Annotated in this window: 14 protein-coding genes; 3 read left to right on the forward strand and 11 right to left on the reverse strand. The window is 72.6% G+C overall.

Going from position 1 to position 14,426, the window contains the following annotated elements; all coding sequences use genetic code 11:
• Positions 1–289 precede the first annotated feature (289 nt).
• From GEV10_28890 to GEV10_28910, 5 genes are all read right to left on the reverse strand, one after another.
• Positions 290–1,069: a TIGR00730 family Rossman fold protein gene (locus GEV10_28890; GenBank protein MQA82431.1), complete on the reverse strand. Its 780-nt coding sequence runs from the start codon at positions 1,067–1,069 to the stop codon at positions 290–292.
• 30 nt (positions 1,070–1,099) lie between these two features.
• Positions 1,100–1,612 carry a DJ-1/PfpI/YhbO family deglycase/protease gene (locus GEV10_28895; GenBank protein ID MQA82432.1) on the reverse strand — a complete coding sequence of 171 codons (513 nt, stop codon included), beginning with the start codon at positions 1,610–1,612 and terminating at the stop codon, positions 1,100–1,102.
• 41 nt (positions 1,613–1,653) lie between these two features.
• The gene (locus GEV10_28900; protein ID MQA82433.1) at positions 1,654–2,727 is read right to left on the reverse strand and encodes a succinyl-diaminopimelate desuccinylase; all 1,074 of its coding nucleotides are present in this window, start codon (positions 2,725–2,727) and stop codon (positions 1,654–1,656) included.
• Positions 2,728–2,836: 109 nt separating this feature from the next.
• The gene (locus tag GEV10_28905; protein ID MQA82434.1) at positions 2,837–3,352 is read right to left on the reverse strand and encodes a DUF664 domain-containing protein; all 516 of its coding nucleotides are present in this window, start codon (positions 3,350–3,352) and stop codon (positions 2,837–2,839) included.
• Positions 3,352–4,179, reverse strand: a complete 828-nt coding sequence (locus GEV10_28910; protein ID MQA82435.1) for a 2,3,4,5-tetrahydropyridine-2,6-dicarboxylate N-succinyltransferase — start codon at positions 4,177–4,179, stop codon at positions 3,352–3,354. The genes GEV10_28905 and GEV10_28910 overlap by 1 nt, the downstream gene beginning before the upstream one ends.
• A 106-nt stretch (positions 4,180–4,285) precedes the next feature.
• Here GEV10_28910 and GEV10_28915 point away from each other — a divergent pair, with 106 nt between their 5' ends.
• Positions 4,286–5,206 carry a hypothetical protein gene (locus GEV10_28915; protein MQA82436.1) on the forward strand — a complete coding sequence of 307 codons (921 nt, stop codon included), beginning with the start codon at positions 4,286–4,288 and terminating at the stop codon, positions 5,204–5,206.
• A gap of 4 nt (positions 5,207–5,210) precedes the next feature.
• Here the strand turns inward: GEV10_28915 and dapC are convergent, their stop codons facing one another.
• Positions 5,211–6,311, reverse strand: a complete 1,101-nt coding sequence (dapC, locus tag GEV10_28920) for a succinyldiaminopimelate transaminase (protein ID MQA82437.1) — start codon at positions 6,309–6,311, stop codon at positions 5,211–5,213.
• 8 nt (positions 6,312–6,319) lie between these two features.
• A complete protein-coding gene (locus tag GEV10_28925; GenBank protein ID MQA82438.1) occupies positions 6,320–6,646 on the reverse strand; it encodes a ferredoxin in 327 nt (108 codons plus the stop codon).
• Between the two features lie 131 nt (positions 6,647–6,777).
• Here GEV10_28925 and GEV10_28930 point away from each other — a divergent pair, with 131 nt between their 5' ends.
• Entirely contained in the window at positions 6,778–7,734 is a 957-nt protein-coding gene (locus tag GEV10_28930; GenBank protein ID MQA82439.1) for a GNAT family N-acetyltransferase, read from the forward strand.
• Positions 7,735–7,770: 36 nt separating this feature from the next.
• Here the strand turns inward: GEV10_28930 and GEV10_28935 are convergent, their stop codons facing one another.
• Entirely contained in the window at positions 7,771–8,778 is a 1,008-nt protein-coding gene (locus GEV10_28935) for a LacI family DNA-binding transcriptional regulator (protein MQA82440.1), read from the reverse strand.
• Between the two features lie 133 nt (positions 8,779–8,911).
• On the opposite strand from GEV10_28935, the gene hisD reads away from it, so the two are divergent.
• Complete coding sequence (gene hisD, locus GEV10_28940; GenBank protein MQA82441.1) at positions 8,912–10,222, forward strand: histidinol dehydrogenase; 1,311 nt, start codon at positions 8,912–8,914, stop codon at positions 10,220–10,222.
• Positions 10,223–10,401: 179 nt separating this feature from the next.
• On the opposite strand, the gene GEV10_28945 is transcribed toward hisD, so the two are convergent.
• Genes GEV10_28945 through GEV10_28955 form a run of 3 tightly spaced genes read right to left on the reverse strand, consistent with a single transcriptional unit; the run spans position 10,402 to position 14,249 of the window.
• Positions 10,402–11,994 carry a hypothetical protein gene (locus GEV10_28945; GenBank protein ID MQA82442.1) on the reverse strand — a complete coding sequence of 531 codons (1,593 nt, stop codon included), beginning with the start codon at positions 11,992–11,994 and terminating at the stop codon, positions 10,402–10,404.
• Between the two features lie 25 nt (positions 11,995–12,019).
• Positions 12,020–13,432 (reverse strand): MFS transporter, encoded by a 1,413-nt coding sequence (locus GEV10_28950; protein MQA82443.1) that lies wholly within the window; start codon positions 13,430–13,432, stop codon positions 12,020–12,022.
• Positions 13,433–13,460: 28 nt separating this feature from the next.
• The gene (locus GEV10_28955) at positions 13,461–14,249 is read right to left on the reverse strand and encodes an SDR family oxidoreductase (protein MQA82444.1); all 789 of its coding nucleotides are present in this window, start codon (positions 14,247–14,249) and stop codon (positions 13,461–13,463) included.
• Between the last annotated feature and the right edge of the window lie 177 nt (positions 14,250–14,426).

The following is a 14,426-nucleotide window of genomic DNA, read 5'->3' on the forward strand; positions in this document are numbered from 1 at the left end:
CCACCACGACAATGACCGTCGACGCGCCGGGCAAGCTCGTCGTCCAACCACGGTTGTGACTCGCGGCAACGACCGCCCTTGAGAAGCTCGGCGCGTCACCAACACCCCGGCAAGACCTCATTGTTCAGGACTCTCCTAGGCAGGGTCGACCGGTGGGTGCCCCCCGCGCGAATGATCATGTTCAGTGGGTCGAGCCGTCCTTCCCACGGCGCATGCGCCATGTTCGGTGCGTGTTCACCAACTGAACGTGATCAATCGCCCAGGGGCGATGCCGGTGGTGGACGTGGCGCTAGGCGGGGTCGACCGGTGGGGGCCTGTCGTCGGACGAGCCGCGGGCCTCGAGGATCTCGACGACCTCGTCAGGTGAGTCGGCGACGTCGAAGAGGCCGATGTCCTGCGGGGAGATCTTGCCCCCGGTCAGCACCGACTTGTCGAGCCAGTCGAGCAGCCCCTGCCAGTACGGCCGGTCGACGAGGATGATCGGGAACGACGTGACCTTCTGCGTCTGCACGAGCGTGACCGCCTCGAACAGCTCGTCGAGCGTGCCGAAGCCACCCGGCAGCACCACGAACGCCTCGGCGTACTTCACGAACATCGTCTTGCGGGCGAAGAAGTAACGGAACTCGATGCCGAGGTCGACCCAGGAGTTGAGGCCCTGCTCGAACGGCAGCTCGATGCCGAGGCCGACGGACGTACCTCCGGCCAGGCTGCAGCCCTTGTTGGCCGCCTCCATCGTGCCGGGACCGCCGCCGGTGATCACGGCGTAGCCCGCGTCGGCGAGGCGGCCGCCGATCTGCTCGGCGAGCGCGTACTCGGGATCGTCGGGAGCCGTCCGCGCGCTGCCGAACACGCTCACCGCGGGACCGAGCTCGGCGAGGGTGTCGAACCCCTCGACGAACTCCGACTGGATGCGCAGCACGCGCCACGGGTCGGTGTGCTTCCACACGCCGGGGTCGCGCTGGTCGAGCAGGTGCTGGTCGAGGGTCTCCTTCGGCACGTGGCGTCGCCGCAGCACGGCGGGGCCGCGGTGCCATTCGGGCACCTTCGCGGCGCCGTCGTCTTCGGACATGTCACCCACGGTAACGGGTGAGCAGGCCGTTCAGGCGCCGAGTCGGCGCAGGATGGCCGCGTTGAACGCGGGCAGGTCCGCGGGCGTACGCGACGTGATCAGGCTGCCGTCCTCGACGACCTCCTCGTCGACCCAGTCGGCGCCGGCGTTGACGAGGTCGGTCCTGATGTTGCGCACGGACGTCACCCGCCTGCCCCGCACCACGTCGGCCTCGGCGAGCACCCAGCCCGCGTGGCAGATGGCGGCGACGGGCTTGCCCGCGGCGGCCAGGTCCCTGACGAAGCCGACGAGCGTCTCGTCGGTACGCAGGTGGTCGGGCGCGTACCCGCCGGGGATCACCACGCCGTCGAAGTCGTCGGCGTTCGCGGCCTCGGGCCCGGCCTCGACGGTGAAGGTCTCCGTCCCCTTCTTGCCGGCGGCCTCCTTGCCCTTCTCCAGGCCGATCACCACGACGTCGTGCCCAGCGCCGCGTACCGCGTCGTACGGCTGCCGAAACTCGGAGTCCTCGAAGTTGCTGTCGAGCAGGAATGCGATTGTTGCCATGCGCCCAGTCTCGCGCGCGCACCCGCCGGGTGGAAGGGCGGTCAGGGCGTGGTGAGCCAGAGCCGCAGCTTCGCCTCACACTCGAGGATGGACGCGACGGGCGCGTACTCGTCGTCGGTGTGGGCGAGGTTCGGGTCGCCGGGACCGTAGTTGACGGCGGGCACGCCGAGGCCGGAGAACCGCGCGACGTCGGTCCAGCCGAACTTCGGTCGCGGGGCCACCCCGATGGCCTCCACGAACGCGGCCGCGGCCGGGTGACTCAGCCCGGGCAGGGCGCCGGGCGCGGAGTCGATGACGCGCACGTCGAGACCGTCGAACACCTCGCGCAGGTGCGCCTCCGCCTCGGCCTCCGACCGGCTCGGCGCGAACCGGTAGTTGACCGTGACCACGCACTCGTCGGGGACGACGTTGCCGGCGATCCCGCCCCGTACGCCGACGGCGTTGAGGCCTTCGCGGTAGGTGAGGCCGTCGATCTCGACCCGACGCGGGGTGTACGACACCAGCCGGGTGAGCACGTCGTGCGCGCCGTGGATCGCGTTGGTCCCCATCCACGACCGCGCACTGTGCGCGGCGGCGCCGGTGACCGTCACCTCGATCCGCATGTTCCCCTGGCAGCCGCCCTCGACCGTCGCGTCGGTAGGTTCGAGCAGCACCGCGAAGTCGCCGGCGAGCCAGTCCGGGCGGGTGCGCGAGATCCTGGTGAGGCCGTTGCGCTCGTTCTCGACCTCCTCGCAGTCGTAGAAGAGGTAGGTGACGTCGCGCACCGGGTCGGGCACCTCGGCGGCGGCACGCAGCTGGACGGCGACCCCGCCCTTCATGTCGCAGCTGCCGCGCCCGTACAGGCGTCCATCGACGACCTTCGACGGCAGGTTGTGCTTGACCGGCACGGTGTCGAGGTGTCCGGCGAGCACGACACGCTCGTCGCGACCGAGGTCGGTGGACGCCAGCACCACGTTGCCGTCGCGCTCGACCCGCAGGTGCGGCAACTCGCGCAACGCGGCCTCGACGAGGTCGGCGATGTGCGCCTCGTCGCCGCTCACCGACTCGACGTCGACGAGCTGTGCGGTGAGGCCGGCGGCGTCCAGGGACAGGTCGAGCGCGGGCAACACTGTCATGAGCCGTTCTCCGAAGTGAGCATCGCAGCGAGCACGGAGACAGCAACCTCGCTGCCTTGAGTAAGTGAGCGAGGAGCGGAGCGGAGGAGGACGGCGGGCAACACTGTCATCAGTCGCCCACCGTTCCGTCGATCAGCTCGCGCAGGATGTCGAGGTGGCCCGCGTGGCGTGCGGTCTCCTCGATCATGTGCAGGTAGATCCACCGCAGCGACACCTCCCCGCGCCGCCGGTGCGGCGCGGTGTCGTCGAGCGCGAACCTCGCCGCGGTCTCCTGCGACCGCACGCACTGCCGCTGGTACGCGCCGATCTCGTCGTCCAGCGACTCACCGGCCTCGAGCCGGAAGTCGGCGTCCGGATCGTCATCGGTCCACGGCGGTGTCGGCAGCTCGTCCGCGGGAGTCTGCGCGAGGACCGCCTGGAACCAGTTCTGCTCGACCCAGCGTAGATGCTTGACGAGTCCGCCGGGCGTCGTCTCGGTCGGCAGCAGGCGACGGCCCGCGTCCGCGTCGGAGAGCCCGGTCGCCTTGCGAACGATCACGGCGCGGTAGTCGTCGAGGAACGCCTCCAGCGACTCGCGCTCCCCGGCCTTGTAGACGGTGTCGACGTGGGGCCACTCGTTGGCCATCAGTCGGCCACCCCGTGGTCGCGGAGGATCTCGTTCAGCTGCAGCTTGTCGTGCGCGCCGCCCTCGGGCAGCCGCTTGAGCACCAGCAAGCAGGGCATGCCGAAGTCGCCGCCGGGGAAGCTGCGCACCCGCGACGACGGCACGACGACCGACCAGGCCGGCACCTCGCCGCGCGGCAGCTCGTCGCCGGTCTCCGCGTCGTACACCCGCGTGGTCTTGGTGAGCACGCAGCCGGCGCCGAGCTTGGCACCCCTGCGCACCCGCGCGCCGTCGACGACGATGCCGCGCGAGCCGACGAACGCGTCGTCCTCGACGACGACGGGGACGGCGTTGGGTGGTTCGAGTACGCCGCCGATGCCGACACCACCGGAGAGGTGGACGTTCCTGCCGATCTGGGCACAGGAGCCGACGGTCGCCCAGGTGTCGACCATCGACCCCTCGTCGACGTATCCGCCGATGTTGACGAAGCTCGGCATCACCACGACGCCGGGGGCGAGGTAGGAGCCCCAGCGCACCACGGCGCCCGGCACGACGCGGGCGCCGCCGAGGCGCTCCTTGACCGGCACGCGGTCGTGGTAGCGGAAGTCTCCGGCGCCCGACTCGACCATGTCGAGCACGCGGAACGACAGCAGGATCGCCCGCTTCGCGCGTTCGTCGACGACCACGTCGTCGCTGTGCTCGTCGACCCACGCGACCCGCGCGGTGCCCGCGTCGAGCTGGTCGACGGCGTCGACGACCACCTTGCGCGTGCCGGGGTCGGCGGGGTCGAGGGACGCACGCGCGTCCCAGATGTCGTCGATGGCGGCGGAGATCGGCGTTGTGCTCATACGCGACCGCCTCCTCGCTCCTTCGCACTTGTGCTCATGTCTTCTGACCCTAGTGCCCCACGCCGACGACCCACCCGGCTCCCTCGCCTCCGTATCCTGACCAGCAGTGAGAGACGCCGACCAGGAACGCACGGCGCACGGACGCGGGTCCGTGCGCCCGTCTCGTCGTGCGGTGGCGGCCGCCGCTGCCGCGCTGGTCGTCGGCGGCCTGGCCGTGGCGTGTGAGAACGATCCGGTCGAGCGAGCGCTGGCACCCGAGGTCTGCGTCGCGCGCACGGAGGACGGCGAGATCAGCCTCGACCCCGAGCAGGCGGCGATCGCGACGACCATCGTCGCCGTCGCGATCAGGCGTGGCCTCGGGCACCGCGCGGTGACGATCGCCCTGGCGACCGCCGAACAGGAGTCGAAGCTGCGCAACCTCGACTACGGCGACCGCGACTCGCTCGGCGTCTTCCAGCAGCGGCCGTCCCAGGGCTGGGGCACGGAGGAGCAGATCCAGGACCCGGCCTACGCCACGAAGCGCTTCTTCGCGGCGCTGGAGAAGGTCGACGGCTGGCAGGAGATGCCGCTCCACGAGGCGGCGCAACGGGTGCAGCGCAGCGCCTACCCGCGTGCGTACGCCGACCACGAGCCCAAGGCGACCCTCCTCACCACCGCGCTCACCGGCCGCGCCGGCAGCGCGGGCTTCAGCTGCCTGCTCCGGCCGAGCCCGGCGACGACAGGCGTCGGCGCGGCGCGCGCGGCCCTACGCCACGACTGGGGTCGGCGCCAGGTGTCGGCCGTCAGCGCCACCGACGGCGGCTTCGTGGTCAGGCTCGACGGGTCCGCGCCGAGCCGGCGCACGCTCGCCATGTCGTACTGGCTGATGGCGCGGGCGAACACGCTCGGCCTCGGCAGCGTCCGCAGCGTCGGCAAGCAGTGGCGGGCGAACGACGAGGACCACACCTGGCGCGATGCCACGGCCGACGACCCGCGGGGTCAGGTCTCGGTGCGCCTGCTGCCGAAGCCGACCCCGACGGCCACCTGACCGGTCAGGCGGCGAGGCGGGTGCAGGCGGCCTCGACGCGCTCGTCGGTGGCGGTGAGGGCGACCCGGACGTGGCTCGTGCCGGTGGCGCCGTAGAACTCGCCGGGCGCCACGAGGATGCCGCGCTCGGCGAGCCGGCCGAGGGTCTGCCAGCAGTCCTCGTCGCGGGTCACCCAGAGGTACAGGCCGGCCTCGGAGTGGTCGACCCGGAAGCCGGCACCGGTGAACGCGGCATGCAGGCGCTGCCGACGCGCGGCGTAGAGCGCCCGCTGCCGCTCGACGTGGTCGTCGTCGTCGAGCGCCGCCCGCATCGCGGCCTGCACGGGGCCGGGCACCATCAGGCCCGCGTGCCTGCGCACCTCGAGCAGCTCGCGCACCACCGCGGGGTCGCCGGCGACGAAGCCGGCGCGGTAGCCCGCGAGGTTGGACCGCTTCGACAGCGAGTGCACCGCGAGCAGACCCTCGTGCGAGCCGCCCGACACCGACGGGTGGAGGATCGAGACCGGCGCGGTGTCCCAGCCGAGCTCGGCGTAGCACTCGTCGCTCGCCAGCAGCACGCCGCGCTCGCGGCACCACGCGACGACCTTGGCCAGGTGCTCGGCGGGGAGCACGCGGCCGTGCGGATTGCCGGGCGAGTTCAGCCAGACCAGCCCCACCCGCCGCGGCCCGAGCGACGTCAGGCCGTCGGTGGCGACGACGTCGGCGCCGACCAGGCGCGCGCCGACGTCATACGTCGGGTACGCCAACTCGGGCACGACGACGGTGTCGCCGGCGCCGAGGCCGAGCTGCGCCAGCAGGCTCCCGACGAGCTCCTTGGAGCCGATCGTCGGGAGCACCGCCGTCTCGTCCTCGACCGCGACGCCGAGCCGCCGGCCCAGCCAGCCCGCGATGGACGCGCGCAGCTCTGCCGAGCCGTGCACCGTGGGATAGCCGGGCGAGTCGGACGCCGCCGACAGCGCCCGGCGTATCACGTCGGGGACGGGGTCGACCGGCGTGCCGATGGACAGGTCGACGATGCCGTCGGCGTGCGCGAGTGCGGTCCGTTTGTACGGGAGCAGCCGATCCCACGGAAAGGTGGGCAGCCGTCCGGAGACGTGCCCCCGCAGCCCTCCCGTCACTCGTCTTTGGCCTGCGGCGGGAGCGCGGCGACGATCGGGTGGTCCTTGTCGATCTTGCCGACCTTGGACGCGCCACCGGGCGAGCCGATGTCGTCGAAGTAGTCGACGTTGACCTTGTAGTACTCGGCCCACTGCTCCGGGGTGTCGTCCTCGTAGTAGATCGCCTCGACGGGACACACCGGCTCACAGGCGCCACAGTCAACACACTCGTCGGGGTGGATGTAGAGCATCCGCTTGCCCTCGTAGATGCAGTCCACGGGACACTCGTCGACGCAAGCCAGGTCGAGGACGTCGACGCAGGGCTGCGCGATGATGTACGTCACTGCGATCCTCCTCGTCCGGCGCTGCGGCGCGCCGGCTTCTCACCCTGTTCACCCAGGCGTCAGCGCCGTGGGTACGTTGACAGGATCCGAGCCTATCTCCCAGGTGGCCGAACGGACGGGACAGGCGGCGAATGAAGGAGACAGGCGGCAGGCACGTGGTGCGTATCGCCGCTGACGACGTCGGGCGCCGCGTGACCGTCCGGCGGCGCACGCCGAGCGGTTCCGCCACCGACGTGGTCGGCGATCTCAGGGAATGGACCGACGACCACCTCGTCGTCCGCGACCGCGACGACACCGACCACGAGCTGGCGCGCCGCGACCTGATCGCCGGTCACCTCGTCGCCTCCCGTCCGGCGCCGCCCCGCGCCGCGACCCTCGAACGGGTCACCGCCGCCGGCTGGCCGGCAGTCGAGACCGAGCCGCTCGGCCAGTGGCTGCTCCGCGCGGCCGGCGGGTTCACCGGCCGGGCCAACTCGGCGCTCGCCCTTGGCGACCCCGGGGTCCCGTTCGACGAAGCCGTCCGCCGCGTGCGCGCCTGGTACGCCGACCGCGACCTGCCCGCCCGCGCGGCGGTCGTGTCCCCGTCGGCGGAGGACGACGCGTTCGCCGTCCGCGGCTGGGTCACGTCGCCCGCGGTGCTCGTCCAGACCGCGGACGTCGACGACGTCTCGGCGCGGCTGCGGACGGAGGGTGACGGCGTCGACGTGCACGACGCGCCGTCGGCGGCCTGGCTCGCGAGGTACACGGCCAGGGGCGAGGTCACCGAGACCGGGCGCCGCGTCCTCACCGGCGGTGCCACCGTCGGCTTCGCCCAGGCCGGCGACGAGCCGGCTGCCATCGGCCGGGGCGTGGTCACCGGCGAGTGGCTCGGCCTGTCTGCCATCGAGGTCGCGCCGACCGCCCGTCGCCGCGGGCTCGGCACCGCCGTCACCGCGGCCCTGCTCCGCTGGGGCGGCGCGCACGGCGCGACGCGGGCGTACCTCCAGGTGCAGACCGACAACACCGAGGCGAAGGCGCTCTACGACGCGCTCGGCTTCCGCACCCACCACCGCTACCGCTACCGCACGCCGACCGCGCCGGACTCCTGACCGCGGCGCCCGAACCCGTCCATGTTCACTGGGTGATCAGGGGGGCGGGGCGTGGGTGCCGCGGCGGACGAGTTCCGGGGTGAGCACCTCCCGGCGGGCTGGTCGGCGATCCGGTCGCCGGGGGGAAGCCATGCGCTCGACGAGCAGGTCGACGGCGTGCCGTGCCATCGCGGCCAGGTCGGTGCGGACGGTGGTCAGGTCGAAGACCTCCCAGCTCGCCATCGGGATGTCGTCGAAGCCCACCACCGTCAGGTCCGCGGGGATGCGCACGCCCGCGGCCCTCGCCGCGTTGCGGACGCCGAACGCGATGACGTCGTTGCCGCAGAAGACCGCGGTGGGCCGCGGCCGCTCGGCCAGCAGTGAGGTCAGGGCGCGACGCCCCTCGTCGGCATCGAACGCGACCCGCCGCACCAGGCGTCCAGGCAGGGCCACGCCGAGGTCGCCGAGACGGTCGCGGAAGCCCCACTCCCGCTCGTGTCCGGTGCTCGTCGCGTCAGGCCCGAGGACGGCGCCGACGTGGCGGTGGCCGAGCTCGGCGAGCAGGTCGGCGACGGACGCGGCACCGGCACGGTTGTCGACGACGCAGCTGTCGGCGTCGACGCCGTCGACGACGCGGTTGACCAGGACGTACGGCAGGCCGCGGCGATGTAGCTCGACGGGCAGCGCACTCGTACGTTCCGCGGTCGTGAGGACGACGCCGTCGAGCGAGCCGTCGACGAGCGGTTCGAGCTCCACCGGGGCGTCACCGCGGTCGGTGACGAGGATCGTGCGGTACCCCGCGGCCGCGAGGCCGTCGCTGAGCGGGCCGATGAGGGCCGGGTAGAACGGGTTGCCGAGCTCCGCGCTGACGATCCCGACCCGTCCCGCGCTGCGCGTCGACAGGGCGCGTCCCGCCTGGCTCGGGACGTAGCCGAGCGCACGGGCCGCCTCGCGCACCGTGTGCCGGGTGGCCTCCGAGACGCCACGCTGGTCGCGCAGCGCCCGCGAGACGGTCGGCTGCGACACCCCGGCGAGGCGGGCGACGTCGTGACTGGTGACCGGCATTCGGCGACGGCCTCCCGCATACGCATGACGGCGGACGGACGGCGCCGACCGTAGCAGAGCGGACGCTTGACATGCATACGTATGCGGGCGAGCGTCTGACGCGACGAGAACCCCCACGCGTCGAGGAGTGCCCATGCCCACCGTCCTCAAGAGCGGCCAGTCGGCGGAGGCGGCCGCGTCGGTGTCCGCCTCCGTCAGCGAGACCGTCGCCTCGGTCATCGCCGACATCCGCGCCCGCGGCGACGAGGCCGTCCGCGCGTACTCGGAGAAGTTCGACGGCTGGTCGCCCGAGCGCTTCCTCCTCGACGCGGCCGACATCGAGCGCATCGTCGCCGGCGTGCCCGACCAGGTACTCGACGACATCAGGACCGTCCAGGCGAACGTGCGGACGTTCGCGCAGCACCAGCGCGATGCCCTGCGCGACGTCGAGGTCGAGACGCAGCCCGGTGTGTTCCTCGGCCAGCGCTCGATCCCGGTGGCCGCGGCCGGCGCGTACGTGCCCGGCGGCCGGTACCCGCTCGTCGCGTCGGCGCACATGACCGTCGTGACCGCCAAGGTCGCGGGCGTCGAGCGGGTCACCGCGTGCACGCCGCCCATCCGTGGCGAGGTACCGCCCGCGACGGTCGCGGCCATGCATCTCGCGGGCGCGGACCAGATCTACCTGCTCGGCGGTGTGCAGGCGGTGGCGGCGCTCGCGCTCGGCACCGAGACCATCGGCCGCGTCGACATCCTCGCCGGACCGGGCAACGCGTACGTCGCCGAGGCCAAGCGCCAGCTGTACGGCGAGGTCGGCATCGACCTGCTCGCCGGTCCGACCGAGATCCTGGTCGTCGCCGACGAGCACGCCGACCCGTTCGTCGTCGCCGTCGACCTGCTGAGCCAGGCCGAGCACGGCCCCGACTCCCCCGCGATCCTCGTCACGACGTCCGAGGCGAGCGCCCGCACGGTGATGGCGCACATCGACGTGCTGCTGCCCGGCATGCCGACCCGCGACCTCGCCGGCGCGGCCTGGCGCGACCACGGGCAGGTGATCGTCGTCGACGACCTCGCCGAGGCGTACGAGGTCGCCGACGTCATCGCGAGCGAGCACGTGCAGATCCTCACCGAGAACCCGCGCGAGGCGCTGGAGCGCATGCGCAACTACGGCGCCCTGTTCCTCGGCGAGGGCACATGCGTCTCGTACGGCGACAAGGTGATCGGCACCAACCACGTGCTCCCGACGCGCAAGGCCGCGCGCTACACCGGCGGCCTCTGGGTCGGCAAGTACCTGAAGACCGTGACCTACCAGGAGGTCCGCGACCGCGAGGTGAGCGCCGCACTCGGCGAGCTCTGCGGCCGCGCGAGCCGCGTCGAGCTGTTCGAGGGCCACGCCCGTTCGGGCGACGTCCGCGCCGCGAAGTACGCCGGCGCCCCCCTGCCCTGGGCCCCGGACGCCTACGCCTGACGCAGCAGCCGGAACCCGTGAGGGGCACTCTCACCGCGTCAGGGAACCCGTGGACGGCACCCTCACCGTGTCCCGGCACGGTGAGGGTGCCCCTCACGGGCGACCCCGCACGGTGAACGGCACCCTCACGGGCGACCCGGCACGGTGAGGTCCCCCTCACGGGTCCCCCGCCGAGGCAGTCATTCGCCTGGAGCGAGGGAGCGCAGCAGCAACGCGCAGAGGAGGCGTTCGTCGGGGTCGTCGAGGTCGATGCCAGCTAGCTCACCGACGCGGCGCAGGCGGTAGCGCAGGGTGGTGCGGTGCAGGCCGAGCTCGCCGGCGGCGCGGGAGACGTTGCCGTGGGCCTCGAGGTACGCGGCGAGCGTCCGGGTGTACGTCGTCGCGTGCGCCTCGTCGTACGCCCGCAGCACGTCGATCTTGTCGAAGCGCTCACCCGCGTCACGCTCGCGCACCGCGGCGACGAGGCGGTCGAGGACGAGCTGCGGCGCGGCGGCCTGCGTCGTCAGCACCCGGGCCTCGCCCGGCGCGCGGCGCTCGAGGGCGTGCAGCACACGCTCGGCCTGCGCGCGCAGGTCGACGACCGCCTCCAGCCGGGCGTTCTGCTCACTGACCGCGACGTGGACCGCGCGACCGAGCACGCGGCCGCTGTTGCGCAGCAGGCCCTCGGCGAGCGAGTCGACAGGCTCGGCGGCCTGGCCGTCCGACAGCGCGACGAGGCAGTACGCCGTGCCGCCGATCGACGTGGTCGCCGCCCGCCACCGGTACGCCTGGCAGTACAGCGCGATGCAGTCGACGAGGCGGCCGCGGGGCGCGGGGTCGGACATCGCGCCGTCCGCCGGACGGACGGCGAGCACGACGTACGCCGTCGCGGGCACCAGCTCGAGCTCCTCCACCAGCGAGCTCGTCGGCGCCTCGCCGTCGAGCAGCATCATGCGCAGCGACCGCGCCCGCCCCGACCGTTCCGCGAGCTGGCTCTCCTGGTGCCGACGCAGGTGCGGGCTCGCGATCCGCGCCGCGTCCCCGATCCTCGTCGCGACGTCGGCGGGCAGCGGCGCGGCGGCCTCGGCGACCCAGAGGATGCCCAGCAGCTGCCCCTCCTCCCTGATCGCGCACAGCAGCCGGCGGCGCGCCTGCCACGGGCCGTCGGACAGGTCGACGACGTCGCCGGACGTGAGCAGGGTGTCGAGCGCGCCCACCGCCTCGAGGTGGCCGAGCCACTCCAGCGGCATGCGGCGGCCGAGGATCGCGGCGTCGCGACCGTGGTCGACGGTGCCGGTGAACGTCGAGTAGCCGAGCACCTCGAACCTGGCGTCCTCGATGATGACGGGTCCGCCGAGCATGTCCGCGAACGCGTCGGCGAGGCGCGGCAGGTCGCCGGGCGGAACGCTGCCGAGGTCACCCTGGTCGACGTCGCGGGCGCCGGACACGAGCTGCCGCACGGCGTCGACGACGGTCAGCCAGTCCGCGTCGGGCGCGCGCCGCCAGACCGCGATCTCGAGCTTCACCGCCAGCGCGGCGACGTCGTCACCGATCTCGACGGGAGGCAGGACCACGCCGGCGGCCGACCGCGAGTCGACGTCGTGCAGCAGCTCGTGGACGTCGGCTCCGGCGCGTCCGGCCGCGACGACGAGGCATCCCGCCGCCGACCGGCCGCCCGGTTCGTCCAGCACGACCCCGGTGACGCGGCGCGCGGCCACGCCACCGTCGGTCACCTGCTCCATCAGGTTGCGGCCGACCCGCGCGGCGATCTCGCCCACGCTGAGCCCTGGCATGCGGCCAGTATGCCGAACGTGCGGCTCAGCGCACCGGGTCGGCGACTCCCCCGCGCTGCGACTCGATCTCGCGTTCGAGCCGCTCCAGGCTCCTGCCCTTGGTCTCGAAGCCGAGCGTGACGAACATGACCGCCGACAGCAGGTACCAGGCGCCGAAGTAGCAGAACGCCGGCAGCAGGTCCTGTGTCGACGCCTCCGGCTTGACGACGTTGGTCGACCCGAGGATCAGCGCGAGCCCGAGCGGTCCGATCACCTTGCCGATCCCGCCCAGCCCGTACGCGAACCCCATGCCGGTGGTGCGCAGCGCGCCCGGCCAGACCTCGGCCGAGTACGGACCGACGATGGCGAACCCGCCCTCGCCGAAGAAGTACGCGACGATCATCAGCAGGAAGAAGACCGAGAGACCACCGAGCAGCAGGTCGCCGGAGAACGCCGCGAACACGAGCACGACGGCCGCCGCGGCGCCGCACAGCGCGCCGGTCCCCTTGCGGCCGAGCCGTTCCGACAGCCACGCCAGGGAGAGGCGGCCGGCGAGCGCGCCGAGCGTCACGAACACCATGAGGAAGCCCGACTGCTCCGGCCGCAGGTGGAGCACCTGGACGAGCAGCGTCGGGGTCCACAGCGTCAGGCCGTAGTAGCCCGTCTGCGTCCCGAGGTTGCTCACGCACGAGACGACGAGGCTGCGCGGGTACCTGAGGAGCGACGAGATCCGCGGCGTCGCACGCGCCTCGTCGGACAGCTCGGGAGCGCCGTCCGGCAGCTGCTCCGGGTCGACGCGCAGCGCCCACGCGACGGACGCGCGCGCCTTGTCGACCTCGCCGCGGCGCAGCAGCCAGCGCGGTGACTCGGGGATCCACCACCGCATCGCGAAGACCACCAGGCTCATCGCGACGCAGATCACGAGCACGCCGCGCCACCCCACCAGCGGGGCGACGAGCCAGGTCAGCAGCGAGCCGACCAGGAACCCCAGCGGCACCGCGGCGGTGACGAACCCGGTGACCCGTCCCCGCTTGGCGATCGGCATGAACTCCTGCACGAGCGGGAGGTCGACGACGTACAGGCCGCCGGCGCCGAAGCCGATGAGCACGCGGAAGAACGTCAGGTAGATCCAGCCGACGTCGGCGCTCTCCGGCGTGAAGACGAGCGCGGCCGTCCCGATGGTGAACGTGCCGATCGTCATCAGGAAGACGCGGCGCCGGCCGATCCTGTCGGCCAGGTGTCCGAAGAAGATCGCGCCGAAGATCGTGCCGACGCCGGACGACAGCAGGATCACCGACGACATGCCGAGCGTCAGCGACCACGGCTGGGACACGAAGGTGAGGATGAACGCGATCAGGAAGATGTCGAGGAACTCCAGGCACACCGCGAAGGTCGCGAGGAAGATCAGCCGTGCCTGGTTACGGGTCAGCCTGGCCTGTCGGTCCAACGCGTCGAGCATGGGGACTCCTTCGTCACTGCGCTTGCCGTCAGTCGGCGGTCCATCCGCCGTCGATGACCATCGACGAGCCGGTCATGAGCGTCGAGGCGTCGCCCGCGAGGAACACCACCGCGCCCATCAGGTCCTCGAGCTCGCCGAGCCGGCCGAGTTTGATCCGGGAGAGCACGTCGGCGCGGAAGGCCTCGTCCTCGAAGAACGGTCGCGTCAGCGGCGTCTCGATGAACGTGGGGGCGATCGTGTTCACGCGGACGCCGTACGGGGCGAGGTCGATCGCCATGGCCTTCGTGAGGCCCTCGAGCGCCCACTTCGTCGCGCAGTAGACGGTGCGCCTGGCGCCGCCGACGTGGCCCATCTGCGACGAGACCTGGATGATCGAGCCCGGCCTCGACTCGGCGACGAGCCGGCCGGCGACGTACTGCGAGACGAAGAACGCGGCGCGCAGGTTGAGGTCGACGACCGCGTCGAAGTCGTCCTCGGTCACCCGCAGGAACTCCGCCGGACGGTTGGAGCCCGCGCTGTTGACGAGCACGTCGCAGGCCGGCAGGGCGTCGAGCCGCTCCCGGCAGGCCGCGGTGTCCTGGATGTCCAGGACGAGCGTCTCCGCCGAACCACCCGCCGCGGCGATCGCGTCGCGCGTGGCGTCGAGCGTGGTCGCCGTCCTGCCGCCGAGCACGACGTGCGCGCCGGCCGCGGCCAGCGCCGCGGCGGCCGCCCGGCCGATGCCGCGGCCCGCGCCGGTGACGAGTGCACGCCTGCCGGTCAGCGCGAACGACGGCGTCACCGGCAGCACCACCGGGTCGGTGCCAGGGCTCGTCATCGGGTTCCTCCTCGTGGTCTCGGCCACGCGGGCACACCCTAGGGATGCGCTGATCAATGAGCCATTCCCGGGATGACCGGCCTTCGGACGCTCGCGGTGGTTCCCGAACGGCTGCCGGGTTCTCTGCCGAGCCCCCTTGACCCCGGCTCGGGGGTCTGCGGGGCGGTTTCGGGCAGG

This window comes from Streptosporangiales bacterium (assembly GCA_009379955.1).
Lineage (GTDB): Bacteria > Actinomycetota > Actinomycetes > Streptosporangiales > WHST01 > WHST01.

What these genes read in the sequence shown, in the direction of transcription:
- GEV10_28890 (MQA82431.1), bottom strand. Translation starts at nt 1,069, where the DNA reads ATGTCCGAAGACGACGGCGCCGCGAAGGTGCCCGAATGGCACCGCGGC.
- GEV10_28895 (MQA82432.1), bottom strand. Translation starts at nt 1,612, where the DNA reads ATGGCAACAATCGCATTCCTGCTCGACAGCAACTTCGAGGACTCCGAG.
- GEV10_28900 (MQA82433.1), bottom strand. Translation starts at nt 2,727, where the DNA reads ATGACAGTGTTGCCCGCGCTCGACCTGTCCCTGGACGCCGCCGGCCTC.
- GEV10_28905 (MQA82434.1), bottom strand. Translation starts at nt 3,352, where the DNA reads ATGGCCAACGAGTGGCCCCACGTCGACACCGTCTACAAGGCCGGGGAG.
- GEV10_28910 (MQA82435.1), bottom strand. Translation starts at nt 4,179, where the DNA reads ATGAGCACAACGCCGATCTCCGCCGCCATCGACGACATCTGGGACGCG.
- GEV10_28930 (MQA82439.1), top strand. Translation starts at nt 6,778, where the DNA reads ATGAAGGAGACAGGCGGCAGGCACGTGGTGCGTATCGCCGCTGACGAC.
- GEV10_28935 (MQA82440.1), bottom strand. Translation starts at nt 8,778, where the DNA reads ATGCCGGTCACCAGTCACGACGTCGCCCGCCTCGCCGGGGTGTCGCAG.
- hisD (MQA82441.1), top strand. Translation starts at nt 8,912, where the DNA reads ATGCCCACCGTCCTCAAGAGCGGCCAGTCGGCGGAGGCGGCCGCGTCG.
- GEV10_28945 (MQA82442.1), bottom strand. Translation starts at nt 11,994, where the DNA reads ATGCCAGGGCTCAGCGTGGGCGAGATCGCCGCGCGGGTCGGCCGCAAC.
- GEV10_28950 (MQA82443.1), bottom strand. Translation starts at nt 13,432, where the DNA reads ATGCTCGACGCGTTGGACCGACAGGCCAGGCTGACCCGTAACCAGGCA.
- GEV10_28955 (MQA82444.1), bottom strand. Translation starts at nt 14,249, where the DNA reads ATGACGAGCCCTGGCACCGACCCGGTGGTGCTGCCGGTGACGCCGTCG.